This window comes from Paracoccus sp. 08 (assembly GCF_024105395.1).
In the GTDB taxonomy this organism is placed as follows: Bacteria; Pseudomonadota; Alphaproteobacteria; order Rhodobacterales; family Rhodobacteraceae; genus Paracoccus; species Paracoccus marcusii.
This window is the reverse complement of record NZ_WEKR01000076.1, coordinates 132,943-156,817: the sequence shown is the minus strand read 5'-3', so window position 1 is coordinate 156,817 and position 23,875 is coordinate 132,943. Positions and strand designations below refer to the sequence as shown.

The 23,875-nt window shown below is 67.4% G+C and carries 26 protein-coding genes; 12 read left to right on the top strand and 14 right to left on the bottom strand.

Annotated elements, in window-relative coordinates:
• Positions 1-154: 154 nt before the first annotated feature.
• Positions 155-319 (bottom strand): hypothetical protein, encoded by a 165-nt coding sequence (locus tag GBO37_RS21290; RefSeq protein ID WP_164871414.1) that lies wholly within the window; start codon positions 317-319, stop codon positions 155-157.
• Positions 320-445: 126 nt separating this feature from the next.
• On the opposite strand from GBO37_RS21290, the gene GBO37_RS21285 reads away from it, so the two are divergent.
• Positions 446-997: a shikimate kinase gene (locus GBO37_RS21285; RefSeq protein WP_240542382.1), complete on the top strand. Its 552-nt coding sequence runs from the start codon at positions 446-448 to the stop codon at positions 995-997.
• Positions 994-2,100, top strand: coding sequence for a 3-dehydroquinate synthase (gene aroB / locus GBO37_RS21280; RefSeq protein ID WP_252930715.1), 1,107 nt, complete (start codon positions 994-996; stop codon positions 2,098-2,100). The genes GBO37_RS21285 and aroB overlap by 4 nt, the downstream gene beginning before the upstream one ends.
• Before the next feature lie 76 nt (positions 2,101-2,176).
• Here the strand turns inward: aroB and GBO37_RS21275 are convergent, their stop codons facing one another.
• Together GBO37_RS21275 and ssb are read right to left on the bottom strand one after the other, a co-directional pair.
• Entirely contained in the window at positions 2,177-3,223 is a 1,047-nt protein-coding gene (locus tag GBO37_RS21275; RefSeq protein ID WP_252930714.1) for a Glu/Leu/Phe/Val dehydrogenase dimerization domain-containing protein, read from the bottom strand.
• Between the two features lie 227 nt (positions 3,224-3,450).
• Positions 3,451-3,966 (bottom strand): single-stranded DNA-binding protein, encoded by a 516-nt coding sequence (gene ssb / locus GBO37_RS21270; protein WP_045999445.1) that lies wholly within the window; start codon positions 3,964-3,966, stop codon positions 3,451-3,453.
• A gap of 173 nt (positions 3,967-4,139) precedes the next feature.
• Between ssb and GBO37_RS21265 the strand changes: the two genes are divergently transcribed.
• Positions 4,140-4,760 (top strand): lytic transglycosylase domain-containing protein, encoded by a 621-nt coding sequence (locus GBO37_RS21265; protein ID WP_045999444.1) that lies wholly within the window; start codon positions 4,140-4,142, stop codon positions 4,758-4,760.
• Between the two features lie 3 nt (positions 4,761-4,763).
• Here the strand turns inward: GBO37_RS21265 and GBO37_RS21260 are convergent, their stop codons facing one another.
• From GBO37_RS21260 to mdh, 11 genes are all read right to left on the bottom strand, one after another.
• Positions 4,764-5,285 (bottom strand): lytic transglycosylase domain-containing protein, encoded by a 522-nt coding sequence (locus GBO37_RS21260; RefSeq protein ID WP_252930713.1) that lies wholly within the window; start codon positions 5,283-5,285, stop codon positions 4,764-4,766.
• Positions 5,278-6,666, bottom strand: coding sequence for a dihydrolipoyl dehydrogenase (lpdA, locus tag GBO37_RS21255; protein ID WP_252930712.1), 1,389 nt, complete (start codon positions 6,664-6,666; stop codon positions 5,278-5,280). The genes GBO37_RS21260 and lpdA overlap by 8 nt, the downstream gene beginning before the upstream one ends.
• Before the next feature lie 62 nt (positions 6,667-6,728).
• A complete protein-coding gene (locus tag GBO37_RS21250; RefSeq protein ID WP_252930711.1) occupies positions 6,729-7,130 on the bottom strand; it encodes an MAPEG family protein in 402 nt (133 codons plus the stop codon).
• On the bottom strand, positions 7,130-7,384 hold the full coding sequence (locus GBO37_RS21245) for a hypothetical protein (protein ID WP_252930710.1): 255 nt from the start codon (positions 7,382-7,384) through the stop codon (positions 7,130-7,132). The genes GBO37_RS21250 and GBO37_RS21245 overlap by 1 nt, the downstream gene beginning before the upstream one ends.
• A 98-nt stretch (positions 7,385-7,482) precedes the next feature.
• Positions 7,483-9,000, bottom strand: a complete 1,518-nt coding sequence (gene odhB, locus GBO37_RS21240) for a 2-oxoglutarate dehydrogenase complex dihydrolipoyllysine-residue succinyltransferase (RefSeq protein WP_252930709.1) — start codon at positions 8,998-9,000, stop codon at positions 7,483-7,485.
• Positions 9,001-9,004: 4 nt separating this feature from the next.
• A complete protein-coding gene (locus tag GBO37_RS21235) occupies positions 9,005-11,971 on the bottom strand; it encodes a 2-oxoglutarate dehydrogenase E1 component (protein WP_252930708.1) in 2,967 nt (988 codons plus the stop codon).
• 34 nt (positions 11,972-12,005) lie between these two features.
• On the bottom strand, positions 12,006-12,359 hold the full coding sequence (locus GBO37_RS21230) for a hypothetical protein (RefSeq protein WP_139085319.1): 354 nt from the start codon (positions 12,357-12,359) through the stop codon (positions 12,006-12,008).
• Between the two features lie 92 nt (positions 12,360-12,451).
• Complete coding sequence (gene sucD, locus GBO37_RS21225) at positions 12,452-13,336, bottom strand: succinate--CoA ligase subunit alpha (RefSeq protein WP_045999684.1); 885 nt, start codon at positions 13,334-13,336, stop codon at positions 12,452-12,454.
• Positions 13,337-13,417: 81 nt separating this feature from the next.
• Positions 13,418-14,611: an ADP-forming succinate--CoA ligase subunit beta gene (gene sucC, locus GBO37_RS21220; RefSeq protein WP_127898268.1), complete on the bottom strand. Its 1,194-nt coding sequence runs from the start codon at positions 14,609-14,611 to the stop codon at positions 13,418-13,420.
• A gap of 185 nt (positions 14,612-14,796) precedes the next feature.
• Positions 14,797-15,966: a hypothetical protein gene (locus GBO37_RS21215; RefSeq protein ID WP_252930707.1), complete on the bottom strand. Its 1,170-nt coding sequence runs from the start codon at positions 15,964-15,966 to the stop codon at positions 14,797-14,799.
• Positions 15,967-16,033: 67 nt separating this feature from the next.
• Entirely contained in the window at positions 16,034-16,996 is a 963-nt protein-coding gene (mdh, locus tag GBO37_RS21210; RefSeq protein WP_045999436.1) for a malate dehydrogenase, read from the bottom strand.
• 157 nt (positions 16,997-17,153) lie between these two features.
• Here mdh and GBO37_RS21205 point away from each other — a divergent pair, with 157 nt between their 5' ends.
• From GBO37_RS21205 to GBO37_RS21165, 9 genes are all read left to right on the top strand, one after another.
• The gene (locus GBO37_RS21205; protein WP_371927666.1) at positions 17,154-17,903 is read left to right on the top strand and encodes a sulfite exporter TauE/SafE family protein; all 750 of its coding nucleotides are present in this window, start codon (positions 17,154-17,156) and stop codon (positions 17,901-17,903) included.
• Between the two features lie 82 nt (positions 17,904-17,985).
• Positions 17,986-18,828 (top strand): CoA ester lyase, encoded by an 843-nt coding sequence (locus tag GBO37_RS21200; protein WP_252930706.1) that lies wholly within the window; start codon positions 17,986-17,988, stop codon positions 18,826-18,828.
• Positions 18,829-18,870: 42 nt separating this feature from the next.
• The gene (locus tag GBO37_RS21195; protein ID WP_252930705.1) at positions 18,871-19,422 is read left to right on the top strand and encodes an NnrU family protein; all 552 of its coding nucleotides are present in this window, start codon (positions 18,871-18,873) and stop codon (positions 19,420-19,422) included.
• Between the two features lies 1 nt (position 19,423).
• A complete protein-coding gene (locus tag GBO37_RS21190; RefSeq protein ID WP_252930704.1) occupies positions 19,424-19,630 on the top strand; it encodes a DUF1737 domain-containing protein in 207 nt (68 codons plus the stop codon).
• Positions 19,627-20,661, top strand: a complete 1,035-nt coding sequence (locus GBO37_RS21185) for a MaoC family dehydratase (protein ID WP_252930703.1) — start codon at positions 19,627-19,629, stop codon at positions 20,659-20,661. The genes GBO37_RS21190 and GBO37_RS21185 overlap by 4 nt, the downstream gene beginning before the upstream one ends.
• Before the next feature lie 245 nt (positions 20,662-20,906).
• A complete protein-coding gene (gene sdhC / locus GBO37_RS21180; protein WP_045999430.1) occupies positions 20,907-21,299 on the top strand; it encodes a succinate dehydrogenase, cytochrome b556 subunit in 393 nt (130 codons plus the stop codon).
• Between the two features lie 7 nt (positions 21,300-21,306).
• Positions 21,307-21,696 (top strand): succinate dehydrogenase, hydrophobic membrane anchor protein, encoded by a 390-nt coding sequence (locus GBO37_RS21175; protein ID WP_045999429.1) that lies wholly within the window; start codon positions 21,307-21,309, stop codon positions 21,694-21,696.
• 7 nt (positions 21,697-21,703) lie between these two features.
• On the top strand, positions 21,704-23,506 hold the full coding sequence (sdhA, locus tag GBO37_RS21170) for a succinate dehydrogenase flavoprotein subunit (protein WP_139597446.1): 1,803 nt from the start codon (positions 21,704-21,706) through the stop codon (positions 23,504-23,506).
• Positions 23,506-23,874 (top strand): hypothetical protein, encoded by a 369-nt coding sequence (locus tag GBO37_RS21165; protein WP_252930702.1) that lies wholly within the window; start codon positions 23,506-23,508, stop codon positions 23,872-23,874. The genes sdhA and GBO37_RS21165 overlap by 1 nt, the downstream gene beginning before the upstream one ends.
• The last annotated feature ends 1 nt before the right edge of the window (position 23,875 follow it).

The window sequence follows — 23,875 nt, the reverse complement described above, 5'->3', positions numbered from 1 at the left end:
GGGTGGCGGGACGTCGCCGGGCCGCCAAGCCGAGCTTTCGCGCACCGGGCCGCGGACGCTGCCTGACAGCCAGTCGCTGGCCGACAGGGGCTGCTGCTGCGCCAGGGCAAGGCTGGGCAGCAGCGCCAGGACCAGTGCGCAGAGGGTGGCTCTGTCAGTCACCGGCAGCCTCGGCCGGCTGTTCGGCCGCGGGGGTGTCCAGCTGCAGGGGGGTGCGGACCTCCTGGCGGGTCGGGGCCATGTCGCCGAAATAGGCATAGCCCGCGAGGCCGATCAGGCCCGCCAGAATCAGCACCACCAGCAGTTTCAACATCCGCATTGCATTCGCCTTTGCTCGACCGTGTTTTCTGTGTTCTTGCACCGGTCTTGGGCCGGCTCGGGGCGAATATATATGGCAATTTCCGAAAGATCACGTCATTCAGTCACCCGATTGACGGGGGGCCGGATGACACAGGTGCTGACGCGCCATATCGTGCTGATCGGAATGATGGGCGCGGGCAAGACCGCCATCGGGTCGGAACTGGCCCGCAGGCTGCGCGTGCCGTTCACCGATTCCGACGCCGAGATCGAGGCCGCGGCGGCCATGTCCATCAGCGAGATCTTCGCCCGCGACGGCGAGGCGTTCTTTCGCGCGCGCGAGGCGCAGGTGCTGTCGCGCCTGCTGGCGGGGGCACCGGGCGTCGTCTCGACCGGGGGCGGCGCGTGGATGCGCCCCGAGAACCGGCAGATCATCGGGGAACGGGGCCTGTCCGTCTGGCTGAACTGTTCGCCCGAGACGCTGTGGGCGCGCGTGCGCCAGCGCCCGACGCGCCCCCTGCTGCAGACCGCCGACCCAAAGGGCACGCTGCTGCGCCTGCTGGCGGAGCGCAGCCCCGTCTATGCGCTGGCGGACCTGGAATTCGTGTCCCGCGCCGGCGACACGATCGAGGCGACCGCGACCCGCCTGATCGCCGAACTGACCGCCGCCCATCCCACCCTGACCCAGGAGAAGCCATGACCGATCCCGTCACCGTTCCCGTGCCCCTTGGAGCGCGCGCCTATGACGTGCGCATCGGGCAGGGCCTGCTGGGTCGCGCGGGTGCCGAGATCGCACCGCTTCTGTCGCGGCCGCGCGTGGCGATCGTCACCGACGCAACGGTGGCAGGGCTGCATCTGGCACCGCTGCAGGCCGCGCTGCGCGACGCGGGGATCGCCAGCGAGGCGCTGGTCCTGCCGGCCGGGGAGGGGACCAAAAGCTGGCCGCATCTGACGACCTGCGTCGACTGGCTGCTGGACCAGCAGGTCGAGCGGCGCGACGTCGTCCTGGCGCTTGGCGGCGGGGTGATCGGTGACCTGGTGGGTTTTGCGGCGGCGATCCTGCGGCGCGGGGTGCGGTTCGTGCAGCTGCCCACGACGCTGTTGGCGCAGGTCGACAGCAGCGTGGGCGGCAAGACCGGGATCAACAGCGCGCATGGCAAGAATCTGGTCGGCGCGTTCCACCAGCCCTCGCTGGTCCTGGCCGATATCGACGTGCTGGACACGCTGCGCCCGCGCGATTTCCTGTCGGGCTATGGCGAGGTCGCCAAGTACGGTCTGCTGGGGGATGCGGATTTCTTCGCCTGGCTGGAGGAGAACGGCCCCGATCTGGCGCGGAATGCGGGCCTGCGCCAGCAGGCGGTCGCGCATTCGGTGGCCATGAAGGCGGGCATCGTCACCCGTGACGAGACCGAACAGGGCGAACGTGCGCTGCTGAACCTGGGCCACACCTTCGGTCATGCGCTGGAGGCGGCGACCGGGTATTCGGACCGGCTGCTGCATGGCGAGGGCGTGGCCATCGGCTGTGCGCTGGCCTTCGATCTGTCGGCGCGGATGGGGTTGTGTTCGCAGGAGGCGCCGAGCCGTGTCCTGGCGCATCTGCGCCAGATGGGCATGCCCGCACGGCTGTCCGAGATCCCCGGCGCCCTGCCGGACGACGGGGGCCTGATCGCGCTGATGGGGCAGGACAAGAAGGTCGTGGACGGCCAGTTGCGTTTCGTGCTGGCCCGCGGGATCGGCGAGGCCTTCGTCAGCGACGCGGTCGAAGGTAACATGCTGGCACGCGTCCTGCACGACGCGCGCTAGGCGTCCGTCCCGGCCCGCGAAGCCGCGACAGCTCCCATCGAGGGGGCCGCCACGGCTGGCTGTCGCCGACGCCGCCTCAGGCGGCGCGACGGGTGGTCAGCATGTCATGCACCATCTGATCGGCCACGGCCGAAGGCAGCTGGTCCGTGTCGCGCGCGCGGGTCAGCATCTGGTCGACGCGGCCGGCGATGGCGGTCAGGCGATCCAGGCGCCACGCGTCGGGCTTGCCGTGGATCTCGCTTGCGACGCTGATGATGCCGCCTGCGTTCACGACATAGTCGGGCAGATAGGTGATGCCGCGTTCGGCCATGATGTCCGCCACGCCGTCATCGCCCAGCTGGTTGTTCGCGGCGCCGCAGACCAGCGTCGCGGTCAGCGCCGTGGCGGTGTCCCGCGTCAGCACGCCGCCCAGGGCGCAGGGAGCCAGGATGTCCATCTGCTGATCGAAGACCACGTCGGGCGCACACACGGTTGCGCCAAGGCGTGTCGCGGCGTCGTCCAGCGCCGCCTGATGGATGTCGGTCACCATCAGCCGTGCCCCCGCGGCGGCCAGCTTTTCGGCCAGCGACAGGCCGACATGGCCCAGCCCCTGCACCAGCACCCGCCGCCCGGTCAGATCGTCCGTGCCGAACGCATGGCGCGCGCCCACGCGCAGGCAGCGGAACACGCCCTCGGCGGTCCAGGGCGAGGGGTCGCCCGATGCGCCGGACAGGCCCACGGCAAAGCGCGTCGCCTCGGCCGCATGGGCCATGTCCGCCGGAGAGATGCCGACATCCTCGGCCGTCCAGTAGGTGCCGCCAAGCGCGTCGACGGCCTCGCCGAAGGCACGCATCATCGCCGGGGTCTTGTCGGTGCGCGCGTCGCCGATGATGACCGCCTTGCCGCCGCCCAGGCCCAGGTCGGCCATCGCGTTCTTGTATGTCATGCCGCGGGCCAGACGCGTCACGTCATGGATCGCGGCATCGTCGTCGGCATAGGCCCACATGCGGCACCCGCCCGCGGCAGGGCCGAGCGTGGTCGAATGCAGGCAGATCAGCGCGCGCAGCCCGGCCTGCGGGTCCTGTGCCAGAACCAGACGTTCGAACCCCTGGGGTGCGGTCAGATCGGTAAGTGTCAGTGCCATCTGCAAGCCTTCCTGTGGCAGGCGCGCGGGCCGTCCCGCGCAGGGATCAGCCCAGAAACCGCCAGCGCGGACGCAATGCAAGCGCAGGATCATTCGCAAAGCCCGGACCGCCCACCGCGCAACTTGCGGCAAGGGCGGGGTGCGCGCCGGCAAGATCGCGTCGCGCGCCGGCAACGAAAAAGGGCGGCCCCATGGCCGCCCCTTTCCGGTGATTCGCCCTGATCGGATCAGAACGGGATCTCGTCGTCGTAATCGGCGCGTCCGCCGCCCTGGCCGCCGCCGCCGCCGCGCGACGACGACGATCCGCCGCCCTGGTTATAGTCGTCATAGCCGCCGCTGTCGCGACCACCGCCGCCCATGCCGCCACCACCCATGCCGCCGCCACCGCCGCTGGCGCCGTCCAGCATGGTCAGCGTGCCGCCGATGCCGCGCAGGACGATCTCGGTCGAATAGCGGTCCTGGCCGGACTGGTCCTGCCACTTGCGGGTTTCCAGCTGGCCCTCGACATAGACTTTGCTGCCCTTCTTCAGATAGCGTTCGACGACGCCCACCAAGCCCTCGTTGAAGATGGCGACGGTGTGCCACTCGGTGCGCTCCTTGCGCTCTCCGGTGGTGCGGTCCTTCCAGTTCTCGGAGGTGGCGATGCGCAGGTTCGCGACCTTGCCGCCGTTCTGAAAGCTGCGGATTTCCGGGTCGCGGCCAAGATTGCCGACCAGAATGACCTTGTTGACGCTGCCTGCCATGATCAGGATCCTTGGATTATGTGCCTTTGCGTCGGGTCTAGCCCAGCCCGCCGGGTGAAGCCAAGCAGGAAGTCGCGTAGCGCCAAGGGCCGACTGGCAGCATGACCGATTTCGTGTATAGTCCGGGACAAAAGCGGCGACAGGCCGGTGCGACAAGGACGAGGGCGGAGATCATGCGGCTAGGCCATACCCTGAAGGCAACCTTCTGTGCAGCGGTGATCGGAAGCCTGGCACTGCCTGCCGACGCGCAGGGCCTGCGCCTGTCGGGCGCCTCCTCCAAGTCGCGCGCCGAACAGTTCGCGCGCCAGACCCGGCTGATGGATTCGCGCCTGTCGACCCAGTACCAGTCCTCCGCCCGGCTGCAGCCGAATGCGGGCCGCCAGGAGGTGCTGCTGGAAACGGCGCCGAACATTCCCCGCTATACGGGCCGGCGCAGCGAATACCTGCCCCATGCGCGCCAGGCGGCGCAGCGTCACGGCATTCCCGAGGACCTGTTCCTGCGGCTGGTCCAGCAGGAATCAGGCTGGAACCCGAACGCGCGCAGCCACAAGGGTGCGATGGGACTGGCGCAGCTGATGCCGGGAACGGCCGCCAAGCTGGGCGTGAACCCCAACGATCCGGTGCAGAACCTGAACGGCGGGGCGCGCTATCTGCGGATGATGTACAACCAGTTCGGCAACTGGACGCTGGCGCTGGCCGCCTATAACGCGGGGCCCGGCGCGGTGCAGAAGCACGGCGGCATCCCGCCCTATCGCGAGACGCGGAACTATGTCCGCATCATCGCGGGCGGCTGATCCTCAGCCGCTGAGGCCGGTCCGCTTCAGCAGGCCCTTGCGCTTGGCCTCGTAGTAGTAGCCGCGCGAATACCACATGACGGCACGGTCGGGGTCGCCCTCGGCCACCATCCAGGCGCCGCGCAGGTATTTCACGCCATAGCGCAGGTTCGTGTCGGCATCCAGCAGACCACGATCCGGCCCACGATAGCCCATCGTGCGCGCCGTCTGCGGCACGATCTGCATCAGCCCGTGATACGGGCCGTTCCGCATGTCGGGACGGTGGCTGGATTCGCGCAGGATCACCCGTTGGACCAGCGAACTGGGCACGTCGTAATGGCGTGCCCAGAAGTTGATGCGCTGGCGCAGATAGGGCGTCTCGTTCGGGTAGAGGCCCGAACCGCCGATCCGCCCGTTGCTGCCGGACCGGACCCCGCCACCGCCGCACGCGGCCAGCGCCAGGATCGAGATCAGCAGCCCGCGCCGACCCAGATGGGCCGCAGGCCGCGGGGGCAGGGCCCCCGCCACCATACGCGCGTCAGGCATGAATGGCGCCGCCGCCACAGGCCAGCGCCGCCTCGCGCACGGCTTCCGACACGGTCGGATGCGCGTGGCAGGTCAGGGCCAGATCCTCGGCCGAGGCGCCGAATTCCATCGCCACGCAGACCTCGTGGATCAGGTCGCCCGCCGATGGGCCGATGATGTGGCAGCCCAGGATGCGGTCGGTTTCGGCATCGGCGATCAGCTTGACGAAACCCTCGCCCAGGAACTGCGCCTTGGCGCGGGCATTGCCCATGAAGGGGAACTTGCCGATCTTGACCTTGCGCCCGCCTTCCTTGGCCTGCTCCTCGGTCAGGCCGACATTGGCGACCTCGGGGGTGGTGTAGATCACGCCGGGGATGACGCCATAGTTCACATGGCCATGCTTGCCCGCGATGACCTCGGCCACCGCCATGCCCTCGTCCTCGGCCTTGTGGGCCAGCATCGGGCCGGGCACCGCGTCGCCGATGGCATAGACGCCCTTGATGCTGGTCGCCCAGTGATCGTCGACCTTGACGAAGCCGCGATCGGTCATGGTCACGCCAAGCGCGTCGAGGCCCAGGCCCTCGACATGCGGACGGCGGCCCGTGGCGACCAGGACCACGTCGGCGGTCAGGCTATGGGTGCTGTCATCCTTTTTCAGCGCATAGGTGACGGTGGCCTGGCCGTCCTTGGCCTCGGCCGACTGCACGGCGGCGCCCATGACGAAGGACAGGCCCTGCTTTGACAGCATCTTCTGGAACTGCTTCTGCACCTCGCCGTCCATGCCGGGGGTGATGACGTCCAGGTATTCGACCACCGTCACCTCGGCGCCGAGGCGGGCATAGACCGAACCCAATTCCAGACCGATGACGCCTGCGCCGATCACGACCATGGATTTCGGGATCTTGGGCAGGGCCAGCGCGCCGGTGGAATCGACGATCACGCCCGCGTCGTTGTCGACCGTCACGCCCTTCAGCGCGGCGGGGGACGACCCGGTGGCGATGACGATGTTCTTCGTCTCGTGGACGGTGTCGCCGACCTTGACCTTGCCGGCTTCGGGGATCGAGGCCCAGCCCTTGATCCAGTCGATCTTGTTCTTCTTGAACAGGAATTCGATGCCCTTGGTGTTCCCCTGGACCGTGTCGGCCTTGTAGGACTGCATCTTGGTCCAGTCGACGTCGACATGGGCGTTCATGAGGCCCATCTTCTCGAAGTTCTCATGCGCCTCGTGCAGCATGTGGCTGGCATGCAGCAGGGCCTTGGAGGGGATGCAGCCGACGTTCAGGCAGGTTCCGCCAAGAGCCTCGCGGCCCTCGACCACGCCGACCTTCAGGCCCAGCTGCGCCGCGCGGATGGCGCAGACATAGCCGCCGGGGCCGGCGCCGATCACGATGAGATCATACATGGCAGTTCCTTTTGTCAGACCGCGGCCGGGGGCTTCGCGCCCCCGGGCCCCGCGGGGTATTTTCACAAAGAAGAAATCAGGGCAAAGAGGATCATCAGCACCGTCGCCGCAAAGCCGACGACCCAGATGATCGAGCGGCCCGGCACCCAGCCCCGCACATAGGCGGGGATATAGAGGATGCGCGCGGCCACATAGGTCCAGGCGCAGATCGCGGTCAGCGTGCCGGATGCGTCTCCAAGCGTGACCACGACCACCGCCAGGGTGAACATGATCAGGCCTTCGAAATGGTTGTTGAAGGCACGTTGCAGGCGGCCGGCGGTCCCGGTCAGCTCGACCTTGCCGCCGTCGCGCGGGCTCATGGCGGCACGGCGGCCGACCTGGCGCTGCGCCATCACGGAATAGGTCGCGAACTGCGCGGTCTGGATCAGGCCGGCGACGGCCAGGGCTGCGACCTCGGGGGGCATCAGATGGTTTCCACGAAATGTGCGTCGGTGGCGGTGACGCCGGCCTGGGTCGCGAAGACCGCCGCCGCGCCGTCCAGGTAATCGCGGGCGGCCTTTAGGTTTCCGACCTGGAACAGCGCCCAGGAATGACCGTCATCCTCGCGCCACAGTTGCAGCAGCGTCAGGCCGTTCCGGCCCCGATCCTCGGCATCGGCATCGAAGGCCGTGCGGAACGTGGCAGGGTCGGCATGGGTGTAGCGGACGATCAGTTGCATGGGTCAGGCTCCGGTTCGTGACGGCCCAGCTTTGGTCCTGCGCCGGCGGCAGCGCAAGCCCGTGGTGCGAGAGGGGCCCCGAAGGGCCCCCGGCGGGATCAGAGATCCATCAGCAGGCGGCGCGGATCTTCCAGCGCTTCCTTGACGCGGACCAGGAAGGTCACCGCGCCCTTGCCGTCGACGATCCGGTGGTCATAGGACAGCGCCAGATACATCATCGGGCGGATGACGATCTGACCGCCGACGACCACGGGACGCTCCTGGATCTTGTGCATGCCCAGGATGCCCGACTGCGGGGGGTTCAGGATCGGCGACGACATCAGCGAGCCGTAGACGCCGCCGTTCGAGATGGTGAAGGTGCCGCCCTGCATCTCGGCCATGGACAGCTTGCCGTCGCGGCCCTTCAGGCCCAGCTCGCCGATCTCCTTCTCGATGGCGGCAAAGCCTTTCTGGTCCGCGTCGCGCACGACGGGCACGACCAGACCCGAGGGCGTGCCCACCGCGACGCCCATGTTGACGTAGTTCTTGTAGACCACGTCGGTGCCGTCGATCTCGGCATTGACCTCGGGGACTTCCTTCAGCGCGTGGCAGCAGGCCTTTACGAAGAAGGACATGAAGCCCAGCTTGACCTTGTGCTTCTTCTCGAAGGCGTCCTTGTACTCGTTGCGCAGGCCCATGATCGCGGACATGTCGACCTCGTTGTAGGTCGTCAGCATCGCGGCGGTGTTCTGCGCGTCCTTCAGGCGGCGGGCGATGGTCTGGCGCAGACGGGTCATTTTGACCCGCTCCTCACGCGCGGCATCCTCGGCCGGGCGGGGGGCGGCGGGGGCCTTTGCGGCGGGCGCGGGGGCTGCCTTGGCTTTGGCCACGTCCTCCTTCATCACGCGGCCGTCGCGGCCCGAACCCTGGACCTGGTCGCGGGTGACGCCCTTCTCAGCCATGGCCTTCTTGGCCGAGGGTGCATCCTCGACGTCGCGCGGCTTGGTCTCCTCGGGGCCGGCATTCGGCAGGACGGTCTCCTGCGCATCCGACGCCTTGGGCGCGGCGGTGCCGGCGGCACCCTCGGTGATGATCGCCAGGCGCGCCTTGGCATCGACGGTCGCGCCTTCCTCGGCCAGGATCTCGGCCAGGACGCCGGCGGCGGGGGCCGGGACCTCGACCGAGACCTTGTCGGTCTCCAGCTCGCACAGCATCTCGTCGGCCTCGACGCGGTCGCCCGGCTTCTTGAACCAGGTGGCGACGGTCGCCTCGGTCACGCTTTCGCCCAGGGACGGGACCATCACGTCCACGGAATTGCCGCTCATTGTCTTCTGTTCCTCGGTCTTTTCGGCCGGTGCTTCGGCCTTGGCAGGTTTCGGGGCGGGGGCGGCGGCTTCGCCACCCTCGCTGATCTGGGCCAGCAGCGCGTCAGGCCCGACCGTCTCGCCCTCGGCGGCGACGATCTCGGCCAGGGTGCCGGCGGCGGGGCTGGGCACCTCGACGGTGACCTTGTCGGTCTCCAGCTCGCACAGCATCTCGTCGACCTCGACGCGGTCTCCGGGCTTCTTGAACCAGGTGGCGATCGTGGCCTCGGTGACGGATTCGCCCAAGGCGGGTACGCGGACTTCGGTGGTCATCGGATCATCCTTCAAGGTTCAGGGCGTTGGCGACCAGCGCCTCTTGTTCGGCCTTGTGGCGCGATGCCAGGCCCGTGGCGACCGAGGCCGCGGCGTTCCGGCCCGCATAGCGCGCGCGGGTGTGCTTGGCGCCAAGCCGCTCCAGCACCCATTCCAGATAGGGCTCGACGAAGCTCCAGCCGCCCTGGTTCTTGGGCTCCTCCTGGCACCAGACGACCTCGGCCTGCTTGAAGCGGCCCAGTTCCTTGACCATCGACTGTGCCGGGAACGGATAGAACTGCTCCAGACGCAGCAGATAGGTGTCGGTGATGCCGGCCTCGTCGCGCGCCTTCAGCAGGTCGTAATAGACCTTGCCCGAACACACGACGACGCGCTTGATCTGGTCGTCGGCCACCAGCTTGGTGTCCGAACGGCCGCGCTGCGCGTCGTCCCACAGCACGCGGTGGAAGGTCGAACCCGACTGGAACTCCTCGGCGCGGCTGATGGCCAGCGGGTGACGCAGCAGCGATTTCGGCGTCATCAGCACCAGCGGCTTGCGGAAGCCGCGGTGGATCTGCCGGCGCAGGATGTGGAAGTAGTTCGCGGGCGTGGTGCAGTTCGCGACGATCCAGTTGTCCTCGGCACATTGCTGCAGGAACCGCTCCAGACGGGCAGAGCTGTGCTCGGGGCCCTGGCCCTCGAAGCCGTGCGGCAGCAGCATCACCAGGCCGGACATGCGCAGCCACTTCTTCTCGCCCGAGGAGATGAACTGGTCGAACATGATCTGCGCGCCGTTGGCGAAGTCGCCGAACTGTGCCTCCCACAGGGTCAGCGTGTTGGGTTCGGCCAGCGAATAGCCGTATTCGAAACCCAGCACCGCGTATTCCGACAGCATGCTGTCGATGACCTCATAGCGGGCCTGACCCTCGGCGATGTTGTTCAGCGGATAGTAACGGTCCTCGGACTTCTGGTCGATGAAGGCCGAATGCCGCTGGCTGAACGTGCCGCGGGTGCTGTCCTGACCGGACAGGCGCACGCCATGCCCCTCGGTCACCAACGAACCGAAGGCCAGCGCTTCGGCCGTGGCCCAGTCAAAGCCTTCGCCCGTCTCGAACATCTGCTTCTTGGCTTCCAGCAGGCGGCCCACGGTCTTGTGCAGGGTCAGACCATCCGGCGCGTTGGTCAGCGCACGGCCGACCTGGGTCATCACCTCGGGGGTGATGCCGGTCTCGCCTGCGATATAGTCCGTGCCCTCGCGGTTCAGGCCCGACCACTTGCCGTCCAGCCAGTCGGCCTTGTTCGGCTTGTAGTTCTTGCCGATCTCGAACTCTTCGTTCAGGTGCGCCTGGAAGGCGGCCTTCATGTCCTCGATCTCGCCCTCGGGGATCAGCCCGTCGGCGACCAGGCGTTCGGTGTACAGCTGCAGCGTGGTCTTCTGCGCCTTGATCTTGGTGTACATCGCCGGGTTCGTGAACATCGGCTCGTCGCCTTCGTTGTGACCAAAGCGGCGATAGCAGATGATGTCCAGAACGACGTCCTTGCGGAACTTCTGGCGGAACTCGATGGCCACGCGGGCGGCATGGACCACGGCCTCGGGGTCGTCACCATTCACGTGGAAGATGGGCGCCTCGACCATCAGCGCGATGTCGGTCGGATAGGGCGAGGTGCGGCTGAACGCCGGCGCGGTGGTAAAGCCGATCTGGTTGTTCACCACGATGTGGATGCAGCCGCCCGTGCGGTGACCGCGGATGCCCGACAGCTGCAGGCATTCGGCCACGACGCCCTGGCCCGCAAAGGCCGCGTCGCCGTGCAGCAGGATCGGCAGGACCGAGCTGCGGTCGGTCAGGTCGCCCAGCTGGTCGCCCTTGGCGCGCGCCTTGCCCAGCACGACCGGGTTCACGGCCTCCAGGTGGCTGGGGTTGGCGGTCAGCGACAGGTGGACATTGTTGCCGTCGAATTCACGGTCGGCGCTGGCGCCCAGGTGGTATTTCACGTCGCCCGAACCGTCCACGTCCTCGGGCTTGAAGCTGCCGCCCTGGAACTCGTGGAAGATCGCGCGATAGGGTTTCGACAGCACGTTGGCCAGGACCGACAGGCGGCCGCGGTGCGGCATGCCGAACACGATCTCCTTCACGCCAAGCGCGCCGCCGCGCTTGATGATCTGCTCCATCGCGGGGATCAGCGCCTCGCCGCCGTCCAGGCCGAAGCGCTTGGTGCCCATGTACTTGACGTGCAGGAACTTCTCAAAGCCCTCGGCCTCGACCAGCTTGTTCAGGATGGCGCGGCGGCCTTCGCGGGTGAAGGCGATCTCCTTGCCGTAACCCTCGATCCGCTCCTTCAGCCAGGCGGCTTCCTCGGGGTTCGAGATGTGCATGTACTGCAGCGCGAACGTGCCGCAATAGGTACGGGTCATCAGGTCGGTGATCTGGCGGATCGACGCGATCTCCAGGCCCAGGACGTTGTCGATGAAGATCGGACGGTCCATGTCGCCGGGACCGAAGCCATAGGTCGAGGGCTTCAGCTCGCCATGATCGGGCACTTCGCGCAGGCCAAGGGGGTCCAGCTGCGCGTGCAGGTGTCCGCGGATGCGGAAGGCGCGGATCAGCATCAGCGCGCGGATGCTGTCCAGCACGGCCTGACGCATCTGGTCGGTCGACAGCTTCAGGCCCTTTTCCTCGGCCTTGGCGGCGATCTTCTTGATCGCGGCGTCGGCGTCGCCCTTGGACGCGGAGGGCCATTCGCCGGTCAGGGCGCTGGTGGTGTCATCTTGTGGGACCGGCGGCCAGTCGGCGCGCTTCCAGCTTGCACCCTCGGATTCGCGGACGGCCACGTCCTGATCGTCGCCAAGCGAGCGGAAGAAGCTGCCCCAGGCTTCGTCCACCGCGCCTGCGTCCTTGGCCCACTGGCCGTACAACTGTTCCACATAGGCGGCGTTATGGCCCTGCAGGAACGAGGAATCGTGGAAATCGGTGTTCTTTGGCTGGTCGGTCATGGCTGGTCCCCGTTCAGGGCAAATATGGGTTGGATCAGGCGCAGTAGATGTCGAAGATGCGGGCGCCGGGATCGGCGGTCGGGTCAAGCCGGGGCTGCTGCTGGATCCGCAGCGGGGCCCGACGTTCAAGGCCGCACAGCGCGACGGCGGTGCGGCTTTCGGCATTCGGCGGGGCATAGGCGGGGCGATAGATCACCCGCCACCCGAAATCCCGCCGAGAGACGGTGCGCACCGATTCCGGCGGCAGGCCGCTGGCCTGGTGCAGGTTGGTGCGCGCCGGGATGCCGCCGGGCAGGATGTCGTTGGTCATCCTGTCCCCGCAGCCCGCAAGGCCCAGCAGCGCCACAAGCGACAGCCATCGGCCCGCGCGGGGTGCAGATGCTGTCATGTCGTGTTGGCCTGCCTGCTGGTCCACGGTCTTTCCCTTTGCGTCAATCCGCCCCCCAACAGGTGGGTACCGGGGGGCGGACTGTCAAATCATCAACCCTTGATCGCCTTCAGCACGGCCTCGCCCAGGCCCGCGGGGCTGTCGGCGACGATGATGCCGGCCTTCTTCATGGCCTCGATCTTGGATTCCGCGTCGCCCTTGCCGCCCGACACGATCGCGCCGGCATGGCCCATGCGACGGCCCGGAGGCGCGGTGCGGCCCGCGATGAAGCCCGCGGTGGGCTTCCACTTGCCCTTGCGCTTCTGCTCGGCCAGGAACTCGGCGGCCTCTTCCTCGGCCGATCCGCCGATTTCGCCGATCATGATGATCGACTCGGTCTCGGGATCGTCCAGGAACATCTGCAGCACGTCGATATGCTCCATGCCCTTGATCGGGTCGCCGCCGATGCCGACCGCCGAGGACTGGCCCAGGCCCACGTCCGAGGTCTGCTTGACCGCCTCATAGGTCAGCGTGCCCGAACGCGACACGACGCCCACCGACCCGCGCCGGAAGATGCTGCCCGGCATGATGCCGATCTTGCATTCGTCGGGGGTCATGATGCCGGGGCAGTTCGGCCCGATCAGGCGCGACTGCGATCCGGCCAGCGCGCGCTTGACGCGCATCATGTCCAGCACCGGGATGCCTTCGGTGATGCAGACGATCAGCGGGATCTGCGCGTCGATGGCTTCCAGGATCGAATCCGCCGCGAACGGGGGCGGGACATAGATCACGGACGCATTGGCGCCGGTCTTGGCCACGGCCTCGTGGACCGAGTTGAAGACGGGCATGCCCAGGTGATCCGTGCCGCCCTTGCCCGGCGTCACGCCACCGACCATCTGCGTGCCATAGGCGATCGCCTGTTCGGTGTGGAAGGTGCCCTGGGATCCGGTGATCCCCTGGCAGATGACTTTGGTATTCTTGTCGACGAGAACGGCCATCATGGCCTCCTTGCGTAAGCGGCGCCAGACGCACCGCGATGTTCCAGAGGAGGGCGCGCGTGACCCGCGCGCCCGGATGGATCAGCCCTTGACCGCTTTCACGATCTTCTCGGCGCCGTCCTTGAGGTCGTCGGCGGCGATCACGTTCAGGCCGCTGTTGGCAATGATCTCCTTGCCCAGCTCGACGTTCGTGCCTTCCAGGCGGACGACCAGCGGGACCTGCAGACCGACTTCCTTCACGGCGGCGATGATGCCCTCCGCGATGATGTCGCAGCGCATGATGCCGCCGAAGATGTTGACCAGGATGCCTTTGACGTTCGGGTCGCTGGTGATGATCTTGAACGCCTCGGTGACCTTCTCGGTCGTCGCGCCGCCGCCGACGTCCAGGAAATTGGCAGGCTCGGCGCCGAACAGCTTGATGATGTCCATCGTGGCCATCGCCAGGCCTGCGCCGTTCACCATGCAGCCGATCTCGCCGTCCAGCGCGATGTAGTTCAGGTCGAACTTGGAGGCGGCCAGCTCCTTGCTGTCCTCCTCGGTCTCGTCGCGCAGCGCCATGATGTCGGGCTGGCGATAGAGCGCGTTGTTGTCAAAGCCCATCTTGGCGTCCAGGCACTTGATCTGGCCTTCGGGCGTGACGATCAGCGGGTTGATCTCCAGCATCTCCATGTCCTTCTCGATGAACATGCGATACAGGTTCTTGACCAGGGCCACGCACTGCTTGACCTGCTGGCCTTCCAGGCCCAGGGCAAAGGCCACGCGGCGGCCGTGGAAATCCGACAGGCCCGACGCCGGATCGACGCTGAAGCTGACGATCTTCTCGGGGGTGTGCTCGGCCACTTCCTCGATGTCCATGCCGCCCTCGGTCGAGGCGACGAAGCTGACGCGCGAGGTCTGGCGGTCCACCAGCAGGGCCAGGTACAGCTCGCGCGCGATGTCGCTGCCGTCCTCGATATAGATGCGGTTGACCTGCTTGCCGGCCGGTCCGGTCTGGTGCGTGACCAGGGTGCGGCCCAGCATCTGGCGGGTCAGTTCCTCGGCTTCCTCGACCGACTTGGCCAGGCGGACGCCGCCCTTCTCACCGGCCGCAGCCTCGGTGAAATGGCCCTTGCCACGGCCACCGGCGTGGATCTGCGCCTTGACGACCCACAGCGGACCGTCCATCTCGCTGGCGCAGGTCTTGGCCTCGTCGGCCTTCATCACGATGCGGCCTTCGCTGACGGGCGCGCCGTATTGACGCAGCAGCGCCTTGGCCTGGTATTCGTGGATGTTCATCTCGACCCCCTCATTCGGTTCGACAGATTTGGGGCCTTGTGCCACGCATGAAGGGCACACAGAAACGAATTCCCCGTAAAATGCCGAAAACCGGCGGGAAGCCGCCGAATGTGATCACAGCCAGATTTGCCGTGATCACAAACATCCGCGCCGATAGCGCAAGCAGGTTGATTCGCGCGCCGCGGTCAGTTCAGCAGCAGCATGTAAAGCCCCGCCTGCCCCTGAAAGCTGTTCAGGAACCGGTCCCAGTTGTCGCGCCCGACGGTCAGGCCAGGGCGGGCATAGGGCAGGGCGGCAGTGCCCTGGACCCAGTCCGCCACATCGACCGGGCGCGGATCGTCCAGCCACATCACCAGGTCGACCCCATGTCCGGGGGCAAAGCGCCAGAAGGGGATCAGCATCCGTCCGGCCAGTGCCTGGTCGACCTCGTCCAGGATCGCCAGCCACATCGACCCCGTCTCCGGCGGCAGGACAAAGCCAAGCGCCGCCTGCTGGGCATCGTTGGGAATCCATTCGCGGTCGTCGTCGGTCTCCTGCGCGACCTCGGTCCAGAAGACGCGGTTGGCGGCGACCATCGCCCGCAGATGATCCCCCGCGGCGCGGGTCAGCGCAGGGTCGGGCTGGCGGCGCAGCGTCTGGATCACCGCAGCCACCCGGTCCACGATCGGACCGAAGGCGCGGGCCTGCATGTCGAAATTGGGTGCGCGGGCCATCTGGCCGGGCGGTTGGGCAAACTGTTCGGCCAGCGCCGCATCCAGCGCGATCCGCTGCGCCAGCGCGGGTTCGGGATCGAAGGCCAGGATCAGCGTCGCCACCCCGTTGATCAGATGCGTATAGGCACGCAGCCAATGGATGTCGGCGGCGTCGAACCGCACCACAGCCGGGTCTTCGGGCAAAGGCAGACCCGACAGCGCCGCCAGATCCTCGGCCGGACCGCGCGTGCCGTCGCCGTCGACGTCCAGCCACAGGTCGCGCACGTCCAGGGTCAGCGTCGCGGGGCCGTCGGGCAGGGCGTCGCGGGTGTCCTGCATGGCCTGCGATAGGTCGCGCATCATCGCGGTGACGAAATCGGCCGTCATCGGTTGCGGATCGGGGTTCGGCGGCAGCGTCGCCCCCAGCAGCGGCAGGGGCACCAGCGGGTCCGTCGCGCCGATCCGGTAGCGGGCCTGGAACGCGGCCTCGACCCCGCCCAGGAACCGTGTCGCGGCGATGGCCAGGTCGCGGTCGGCCGAGGGCGCCTGCGCCAGCAGCTGCGTTCGTGCCCCCATCAGGCCCCGGTCCGCGATCAGCGCCGACGTCTCCTGCGCCAGGGCGGGCGCGGCAAGCAGCGACAGGACGGCAAGAAGACAGCGCATGGCACACCTGAAACGGGAAACGGCGCGCCGATCATGGCGCGCCGTTCCGGGATTTCGCAAGCGAAGATCAGGCCAGCGAGGAATCGATGCCCTTGCAGGCCTCGACCAGACCCTTCACGGCCTCGATCGACTTGTCCATCATCGCCTGTTCGTCGCGGTCCAGCTTGATGTCGATGATCTTTTCCACGCCGCCGGCGCCGATCACGGTCGGCACGCCGACATACATGCCCTTCAGGCCATAGGCACCGTCCACATGCGCCGCGCAGGGCAGGACGCGCTTCTGGTCCTTCAGGTACGCCTCGGCCATCTCGATGGCGCTGGTCGCGGGGGCATAGAACGCGCTGCCGGTCTTCAGCAGGCCCACGATCTCGGCGCCGCCGTCGCGGGTGCGCTGAACGATGCCGTCCAGTTTCTCCTGCGTGGTCCAGCCCATCTTGACCAGGTCGGGCAGCGGGATGCCGGCCACGGTTGAATAGCGGGTCAGCGGCACCATCGTGTCGCCATGGCCGCCCAGCACGAAGGCCGTCACGTCACGCATCGACACGTTGAACTCCAGCGACAGGAAGTGCCGGAAGCGCGCCGAATCCAGCACGCCGGCCATGCCGCAGACCTTGTTGTGGGGCAGGCCGCTGAACTCGCGCAGCGCCCAGACCATCGCGTCCAGCGGGTTGGTGATGCAGATCACGAAGGCGTCGGGGGCGTGCTTGGCGATGCCCTCGCCCACGGATTTCATGACCTTGAGGTTGATGCCCAAGAGGTCGTCGCGGCTCATGCCCGGCTTGCGCGGAACGCCCGCGGTCACGATGCAGACGTCGGCGCCGGCGATGTCGGCGTAATCGTTGGCGCCCTTCATGCGGGCGTCGAATCCCTCGGACGGGCCCGATTGCGCGATGTCCAGCGCCTTGCCCTGCGGCGTGCCTTCCGAGATGTCGAACAGGACGACGTCGCCCAGTTCCTTCATCGCGGCCAGATGCGCCAGCGTGCCGCCGATCTGCCCCGCACCGATCAGTGCGATTTTGGGTCGGGCCATGGATAACCTCCGATTGGGTGGTGAAAAGTTGCGGCAGGGGTAAGCGGTCGCGCAAGGAATCGCAAGACGGTCCCACGGCCGGGTGGCATGGTTGTGCTAACACTTGTCTTCATCCCCGCCACGGGCCACAGATTGCACGTCGTGCAGGGAGAGGCCCATGCTGGAATTGTCGGGCGCGGGCTGGGCGCTGGCCGTGATCGCGGCGATCGCCGTGGGCCTGTCCAAGGGCGGGCTGGCGATGGTGGGCATCATCAGCGTGCCCCTGATGTCGTTGGTCATGTCGCCGGTGCAGGCGGCGGGGCTGCTGCTGCCGATCTATGTCGTGTCGGACGTGGGCGGGCTGATCGCCTTCCGCCGCAACCTGGACCGCCGCGCGCTGATGCTGGCGCTGCCCGGCGCGATGGTGGGCATCGGCGTGGGCTGGGCCACGGCCAGCATCGTGCCGGTGCGGGGCGTTACGCTGATCGTGGGGGTCATCGGGCTGGGATTCGCGCTGAACGCGCTGATCCGGCCGGCACTGGACGCCGTGCCCCGGCCCGCGCGGGGCAGGGCGGCCACCATCTGGGGCGGGCTTGCGGGTTACACCAGCTTCGTCAGCCATGCGGGCGCGCCGCTGTGGCAGGTCTATGCCCAGCCTTTGCGTCTGTCGCCGCTGATCTATGCGGGCACGACGACCTGGTTCTTTGCCATCGGCAACTGGGTCAAGCTGATCCCCTATGCCGCCTTGGGCCAACTGTCGCCGGCGAACCTGGCCACGGCGGCAGTGCTGATGCCGGTGTCGCTGGCGGCGGTCTGGGTGGGGCTGCGGCTGGTGCGGATCATTCCACCCGCGCTGTTCTATCGGCTGATCACTTGGGGTCTGCTGGCGGTGTCGCTGCGGCTGATCTGGCAGGGGCTGGCGGGCTGATCGCCGCAATGCGGCATTTTTCGCTTGCCATATATGGCGCAACGCGGCACCAAGGCGCAACATTGTTGCCCGGAGGTTTCTCATGGCTCGTCCCTACCGCTCGGTTCTGTACATCCCCGCTGCCAATGCCCGTGCGATGGAAAAGGCCCGCGGCCTTGCAGCCGACGCGATCATCTTTGACCTCGAGGATGCTGTGGCCCCCGATGCCAAGGCCGCCGCGCGCGACGCGCTGGCCCAGGCCCTGACCCAGGATTACGGCCCCCGCGCGCGGATCGTGCGCATCAATGCGCTGTCCACGGCATGGGGCGCGAACGATGCCAGCGCCTGCGCCGGGCTGGACATCGATGCGGTGCTGATCCCCAAGGTGGACGGCCCGGACGATCTGGACCGCGTGGCCGCGCTGATCCCCGACACGCCGCTCTGGGCGATGATGGAGACGCCCCTGGGCATGCTGAACGCCGCCGGCATCGCGGCGCATCCGCGGCTGGCGGGGATGGTGATGGGCACGAACGACCTGGCCAAGGATCTGGGCAGCCGCTTTCGCGCCGACCGCCTGCCGATGATGGCCGGGCTGGGGCTGTGCCTGCTGGCGGCCAAGGCGCATGGGGTGGTGATCGTCGACGGCGTCTTCAACGCCTTCAAGGACGACGACGGCCTGCGCGCCGAATGCGAACAGGGCCGCGACATGGGGTTCGACGGCAAGACCCTGATCCACCCCGCCCAACTGGGCATCGCCAACGCCGCCTTCGCGCCCACCGAGGAGGAGGTCGCCCTGGCCCGCCGCCAGATCGAGGCCTTTGATGCAGCCACCGCGCAGGGGCGGGGTGTCGCCGTCGTCGATGGCCGCATCGTCGAGAACCTGCACGTCGCCACCGCGCGCCAGACGCTGGAACGTGCGCAGGCGATTGCGGCCATGGCGCAATAAGGGCAGTCTGCGCGCCACAAGCTCCAGCAAGAGGAAAGCCAGATGCTGATCCTGATCCTAGGCGTGGCCCTGTGGTGGGCGGCGCATCTCTACAAGCGGGTGGCCCCCGCCAGCCGCGCCTCGATGGGCGAGCGGGGCAAGGGCATGGTCACGGGCCTGTTGGTCCTGTCGATCATCCTGATGGTCATCGGCTATCGCGGGGTCGAGGGCGCGTTCTTCTGGGGGCCGAACCCGGCGCTGGTGGGAATCAACAACCTGCTGGTCCTGGTGGCCCTCTATCTGTTCGCGGCCAGCGGCATGAAGACCCGCGTGACCGCGATGACCCGCCATCCGATGCTGTGGGGCTTTGCCCTGTGGGCAGGCGCGCATCTGCTGGTGAACGGCGACACGCCGTCCTTTATCCTGTTCGGCGGCCTCTTGGCCTGGTCCTTCGTCGAGATGGTGGCGATAAACCGCGCCAGCCCGTGGGTCCGCCCGACCGGCCCCTTCCCCGCCCGCAAGGAGGCGATGGCCGCCGTCGGCGCCGTCATCGTCATGATCGTGATCGGCCTGATCCACGGATGGATCGGCCCCTGGCCCTTCGGAGGAGCCTGACATGCCCCTGATCTATCGCTGCATCACCGACGACGACACGTCCAAGTTCTGCCACCGCGTCAGCGAGGCCCTGTCCAAGGGCTGGTCGCTGCACGGCGGCCCGTCCATGGCCCATGACCCGATCAAGGGCGTGATGCGCATGGGGCAGGCCGTCACCAAGGAGATCGAGGCTGAATACCACCCCGACATGAAGCTGGGACAGCAATGACCAAGACCAATCCCGGCCGGTTCTTCGAGGATTACACCGTCGGCCAGACCATCCGCCACGCCGTGCCCCGCACCGTGGCGGAAGGCGAACGGGCGCTGTACCACGCGCTGTATCCGGCGCGGCATGCGCTGTATTCGTCGGACGAATTCGCGATCACCTGTGGTTTGGACGGCAGCCCGCTGGACGATCTGCTGGCCTTTCACACGGTCTTCGGCAAGACGGTGCCCGATGTCAGCCTGAACGCGGTGGCCAATCTGGGATACGCCCAGGGGCGCTGGCTGCGGCCGGTCTGGCCCGGCGACACGCTGCGCGCCGAAAGCCAGGTGATCGGCCTGCGGCAGAACTCCAACGGCCAGTCGGGCGTGGTCTGGGTGCGGACCCAGGGCCTGAACCAGGTGGACGAGGTCGTGCTGGACTATGTCCGGTGGGTCATGGTCCGCAAGCGCGACCCCCAGTCCCCCGCGCCCGAAGCGGTGGTTCCCGATCTGGCCGACAGCGTAGACGCGGCCGACCTGATCGTGCCGGAAGGGTTGAGCTTTGCCGAATACGACTTTGATCTGGCAGGGGAACCGCACCGGTGGGGCGATTATGCCGTGGGCGAGGTCATCGACCATGTCGACGCCGTCACCATCGAGGAGGCCGAGCACATGCTGGCCACCCGCCTGTGGCAGAACACGGCCAAGGTGCATTTCGACGCCACGCATCGTCCCGACGGGCGGCGGCTGATCTATGGCGGCCATGTCATCAGCCTGGCGCGCGCGCTGTCCTTCAACGGGTTGGCCAACGCGCAGATGATCGTGGCGCTGAACGCCGGCGCGCATGCCAATCCGTGCTTCGCCGGCGATACGGTGCGCGCCTGGTCCCAGGTGCTGGACCGTGCGCCGACGGATGCGCCGGGCGTCGGCGCGATCCGCCTGCGGCTGGTCGCGACGCGGAACGGCGCACCGGCCGGCATCCTGCGCGACGATCAGGGCAAGTACCTGCCGGACGTGCTGCTAGATCTGGACTATTGGGCGCTGATGCCGGTGTGACGGCGCGTCGAGTCGCGACGTTTCGATGTCCGCCGCTAACGGTGGGACACCTGTGATCACAGCCGCCGTGCCTGTGATCACAAAGCCCCATTTCCGCGTCATTTGCGCGCGCGGGGTGGTATCTGTGGATGACAGATGGCATCTGTAGCGTCAAGAACGGCACCAATCGCCAGCCCGCGCGGCCAGCCCGGTCCCTTCCGGGCCTCTGCGACGGGATAAGCTGAACCGACAAAGGAGGGCCGCCGATGGCCGACGTGAACCGGGGCAACCGGCCCCTTTCCCCCCATCTTCAGGTCTATCGCCTGCCGATCCCCGCGGTCACCTCGATCCTGACGCGCATCACCGGCCACGCACTGTCGGCGGGCATCCTGCTGCTGGTCTGGTGGCTGGTCGCCGCGGTCAGCAGCCCCGGCGCCTTCGCCACGGCCGATTGGGTCCTGCGGTCCTGGCTGGGCTTCCTGATCATGACCGGCTCGACCTGGGCTCTGTGGTTCCACGCCCTGTCGGGCGTGCGTCACCTGTTCTACGACAATGGCTTGGGCCTTGAGATCGACGAGGCCAAGCGCGGCTCCTGGGCCATCATCATCGGTTCGGTCGCGCTGACCGTGCTGAGCCTGATCATCTTCTTCATTGGCTGAGGGCATCATGCGTTACATCACTCCCCGCAAGGCCGCCCAGGGTCTGGGCTCTGCCCGCGCCGGCACCGCGCATCACTGGAACATCACGATGAGCAGCTATGCGTTGATCGTGCTGACGCCCTTGTTCCTGATCGCCGTGGGCGGCGCCATCGGCCTGCCCCAGGATCAGGTCGTGGCCCATTTCGGCCGACCCTTTCCCGGCATCATCACCGCGCTGTTCGTCATCGTGGGCATGATCCATTTCATCAAGGGCTCTCAGGGCGGGGCGATCGCGGACTATGTCCACGGCACCGCCCAGCAACTGACGATGGTCGCCATCGCGATCTTTGGCTGGGGCGTGATCGCCGCCGCCATCTTTGCGCTGGCCAAGATGGCCTTCACCCTTCCCGCGATCTGAGGACGACATGGCAGCTTACGAAACAATCGTTCATGACTATGACGTGGTCGTCGTCGGGGCCGGCGGCGCGGGTCTGCGCGCGACGCTCGGCATGGCCGAACAGGGGCTGCGCACGGCCTGCGTGACCAAGGTCTTTCCGACGCGCTCGCACACCGTCGCGGCTCAGGGTGGTATCGCTGCGTCGCTGTCCAACATGGGCCCCGACAGCTGGCAGTGGCACATGTACGACACCGTCAAGGGCTCGGACTGGCTGGGCGACACCGACGCCATGGAATACCTGGCGCGCGAGGCCCCCAAGGCCGTCTACGAGCTGGAGCATTACGGCGTCCCGTTCAGCCGGACCGAGGACGGGCGCATCTATCAGCGCCCCTTCGGCGGTCACACCACCGAATACGGCGAAGGCCCCCCGGTCCAGCGCACCTGCGCCGCGGCCGACCGCACCGGCCACGCCATCCTGCACACCCTGTACGGCCAGTCGCTGAAGAACAACGCGGAGTTCTTCATCGAATATTTCGCGCTGGACCTGATCATCACCGATGGCCGCTGCACCGGCGTCGTCTGCTGGAAGCTGGATGACGGCACAATGCACGTCTTCAACGCCAAGATGGTGGTGCTGGCGACCGGCGGCTATGGCCGCGCCTATTTCAGCGCGACCAGCGCCCATACCTGCACCGGCGACGGTGGCGGCATGGTCGCCCGCGCGGGCCTGCCGCTGCAGGACATGGAATTCGTGCAGTTCCACCCGACCGGCATCTATGGCTCGGGCTGCCTAATTACGGAAGGCGCGCGGGGCGAAGGCGGTTACCTGACGAACTCGGAAGGCGAGCGGTTCATGGAGCGCTATGCGCCCACCTACAAGGACCTGGCCAGCCGCGACGTCGTCAGCCGCTGCATGACGATGGAGATCCGCGAGGGTCGCGGCGTCGGTCCCGACAAGGACCACATCTTCCTGAACCTGATGCACCTGCCGCCGGAGACGCTGGACCTGCGCCTGCCCGGCATCAGCGAAAGCGCCAAGATCTTTGCCGGTGTCGACCTGACCCGCGCGCCGATCCCGGTCCTGCCGACGGTTCATTACAACATGGGTGGAATTCCCACGAACTATTGGGGCGAAGTCCTTGCGCCGACGGAAGAAAATCCTGACGCGATCTTCCCCGGCCTGATGGCGGTGGGCGAGGCGGGCTGTGCGTCGGTGCATGGTGCGAACCGTCTTGGGTCGAACAGTCTGATCGACCTGGTGGTGTTCGGCCGCGCCGCCGCGATCCGCGCCGGCGAGGTCGTGGACCGTGCCGGTGCCGTTCCCGCAACCAACAAGGCCGAGGTCGACCGCGCGCTGGACCGTTTTGACGGGCTGCGCCATGCCAATGGCACCATGGCCACCGCGGAGTTGCGCGACCAGATGCAGCGCACGATGCAGCTGGATGCCGCCGTCTTCCGCACCGACAAGACCCTGGCCGAGGGCGTGGTCAAGATGGAGGGCATCGCGGGCAAGATGGATGACATCAAGGTCACCGATCGCGGATTGATCTGGAACACGGACCTGATGGAAACGTTGGAGCTGACCAACCTGATGCCCAACGCCCTGACAACGATCGTCGCGGCCGAGGCCCGCAAGGAGAGCCGCGGCGCCCATGCGCACGAGGATTACCCTGAGCGGGATGACGCCAACTGGCGCAAGCATTCGCTTGCCTGGGTCGATGGGAACAAGGTTAAACTGGCCTACCGCCCCGTCCACCTGGAGCCGTTGACCACGGCCGAGGAAGGCGGGATCGACCTGCAAAAGATCGCTCCGAAGAAAAGGGTTTACTGATGCACTTCAATCTCATCGCCGCTTTCGGCATTGCCGCCGCCACCTTGGCGGGCTGCGTCGCCCCGGTCCCCATGACCGGCCCCGCCGTGCCGACCGCCCCCGGCGTCGCGCCCGCGCCGACCGTGCTGGACGCGGCGTCGCGCCAGATCGCCCGCAACGTCGTCGATAGCGAGATGCAGCGCCGCCTGCCGGGCGTCAATGTCACGCCCTATACCGACTGCGTGGTCAACAACGCCTCGACCGCCGAGCTGATCGACATCGCGCAGATGTCGCGTTCGGGCGTGACCGGCACCGCCGACAGCGTGGCCGCGATCGTGTCGCGTCCGGCGACGACGCAGTGCATCGCCGCCGCGGCGCGCACGGCGTGAT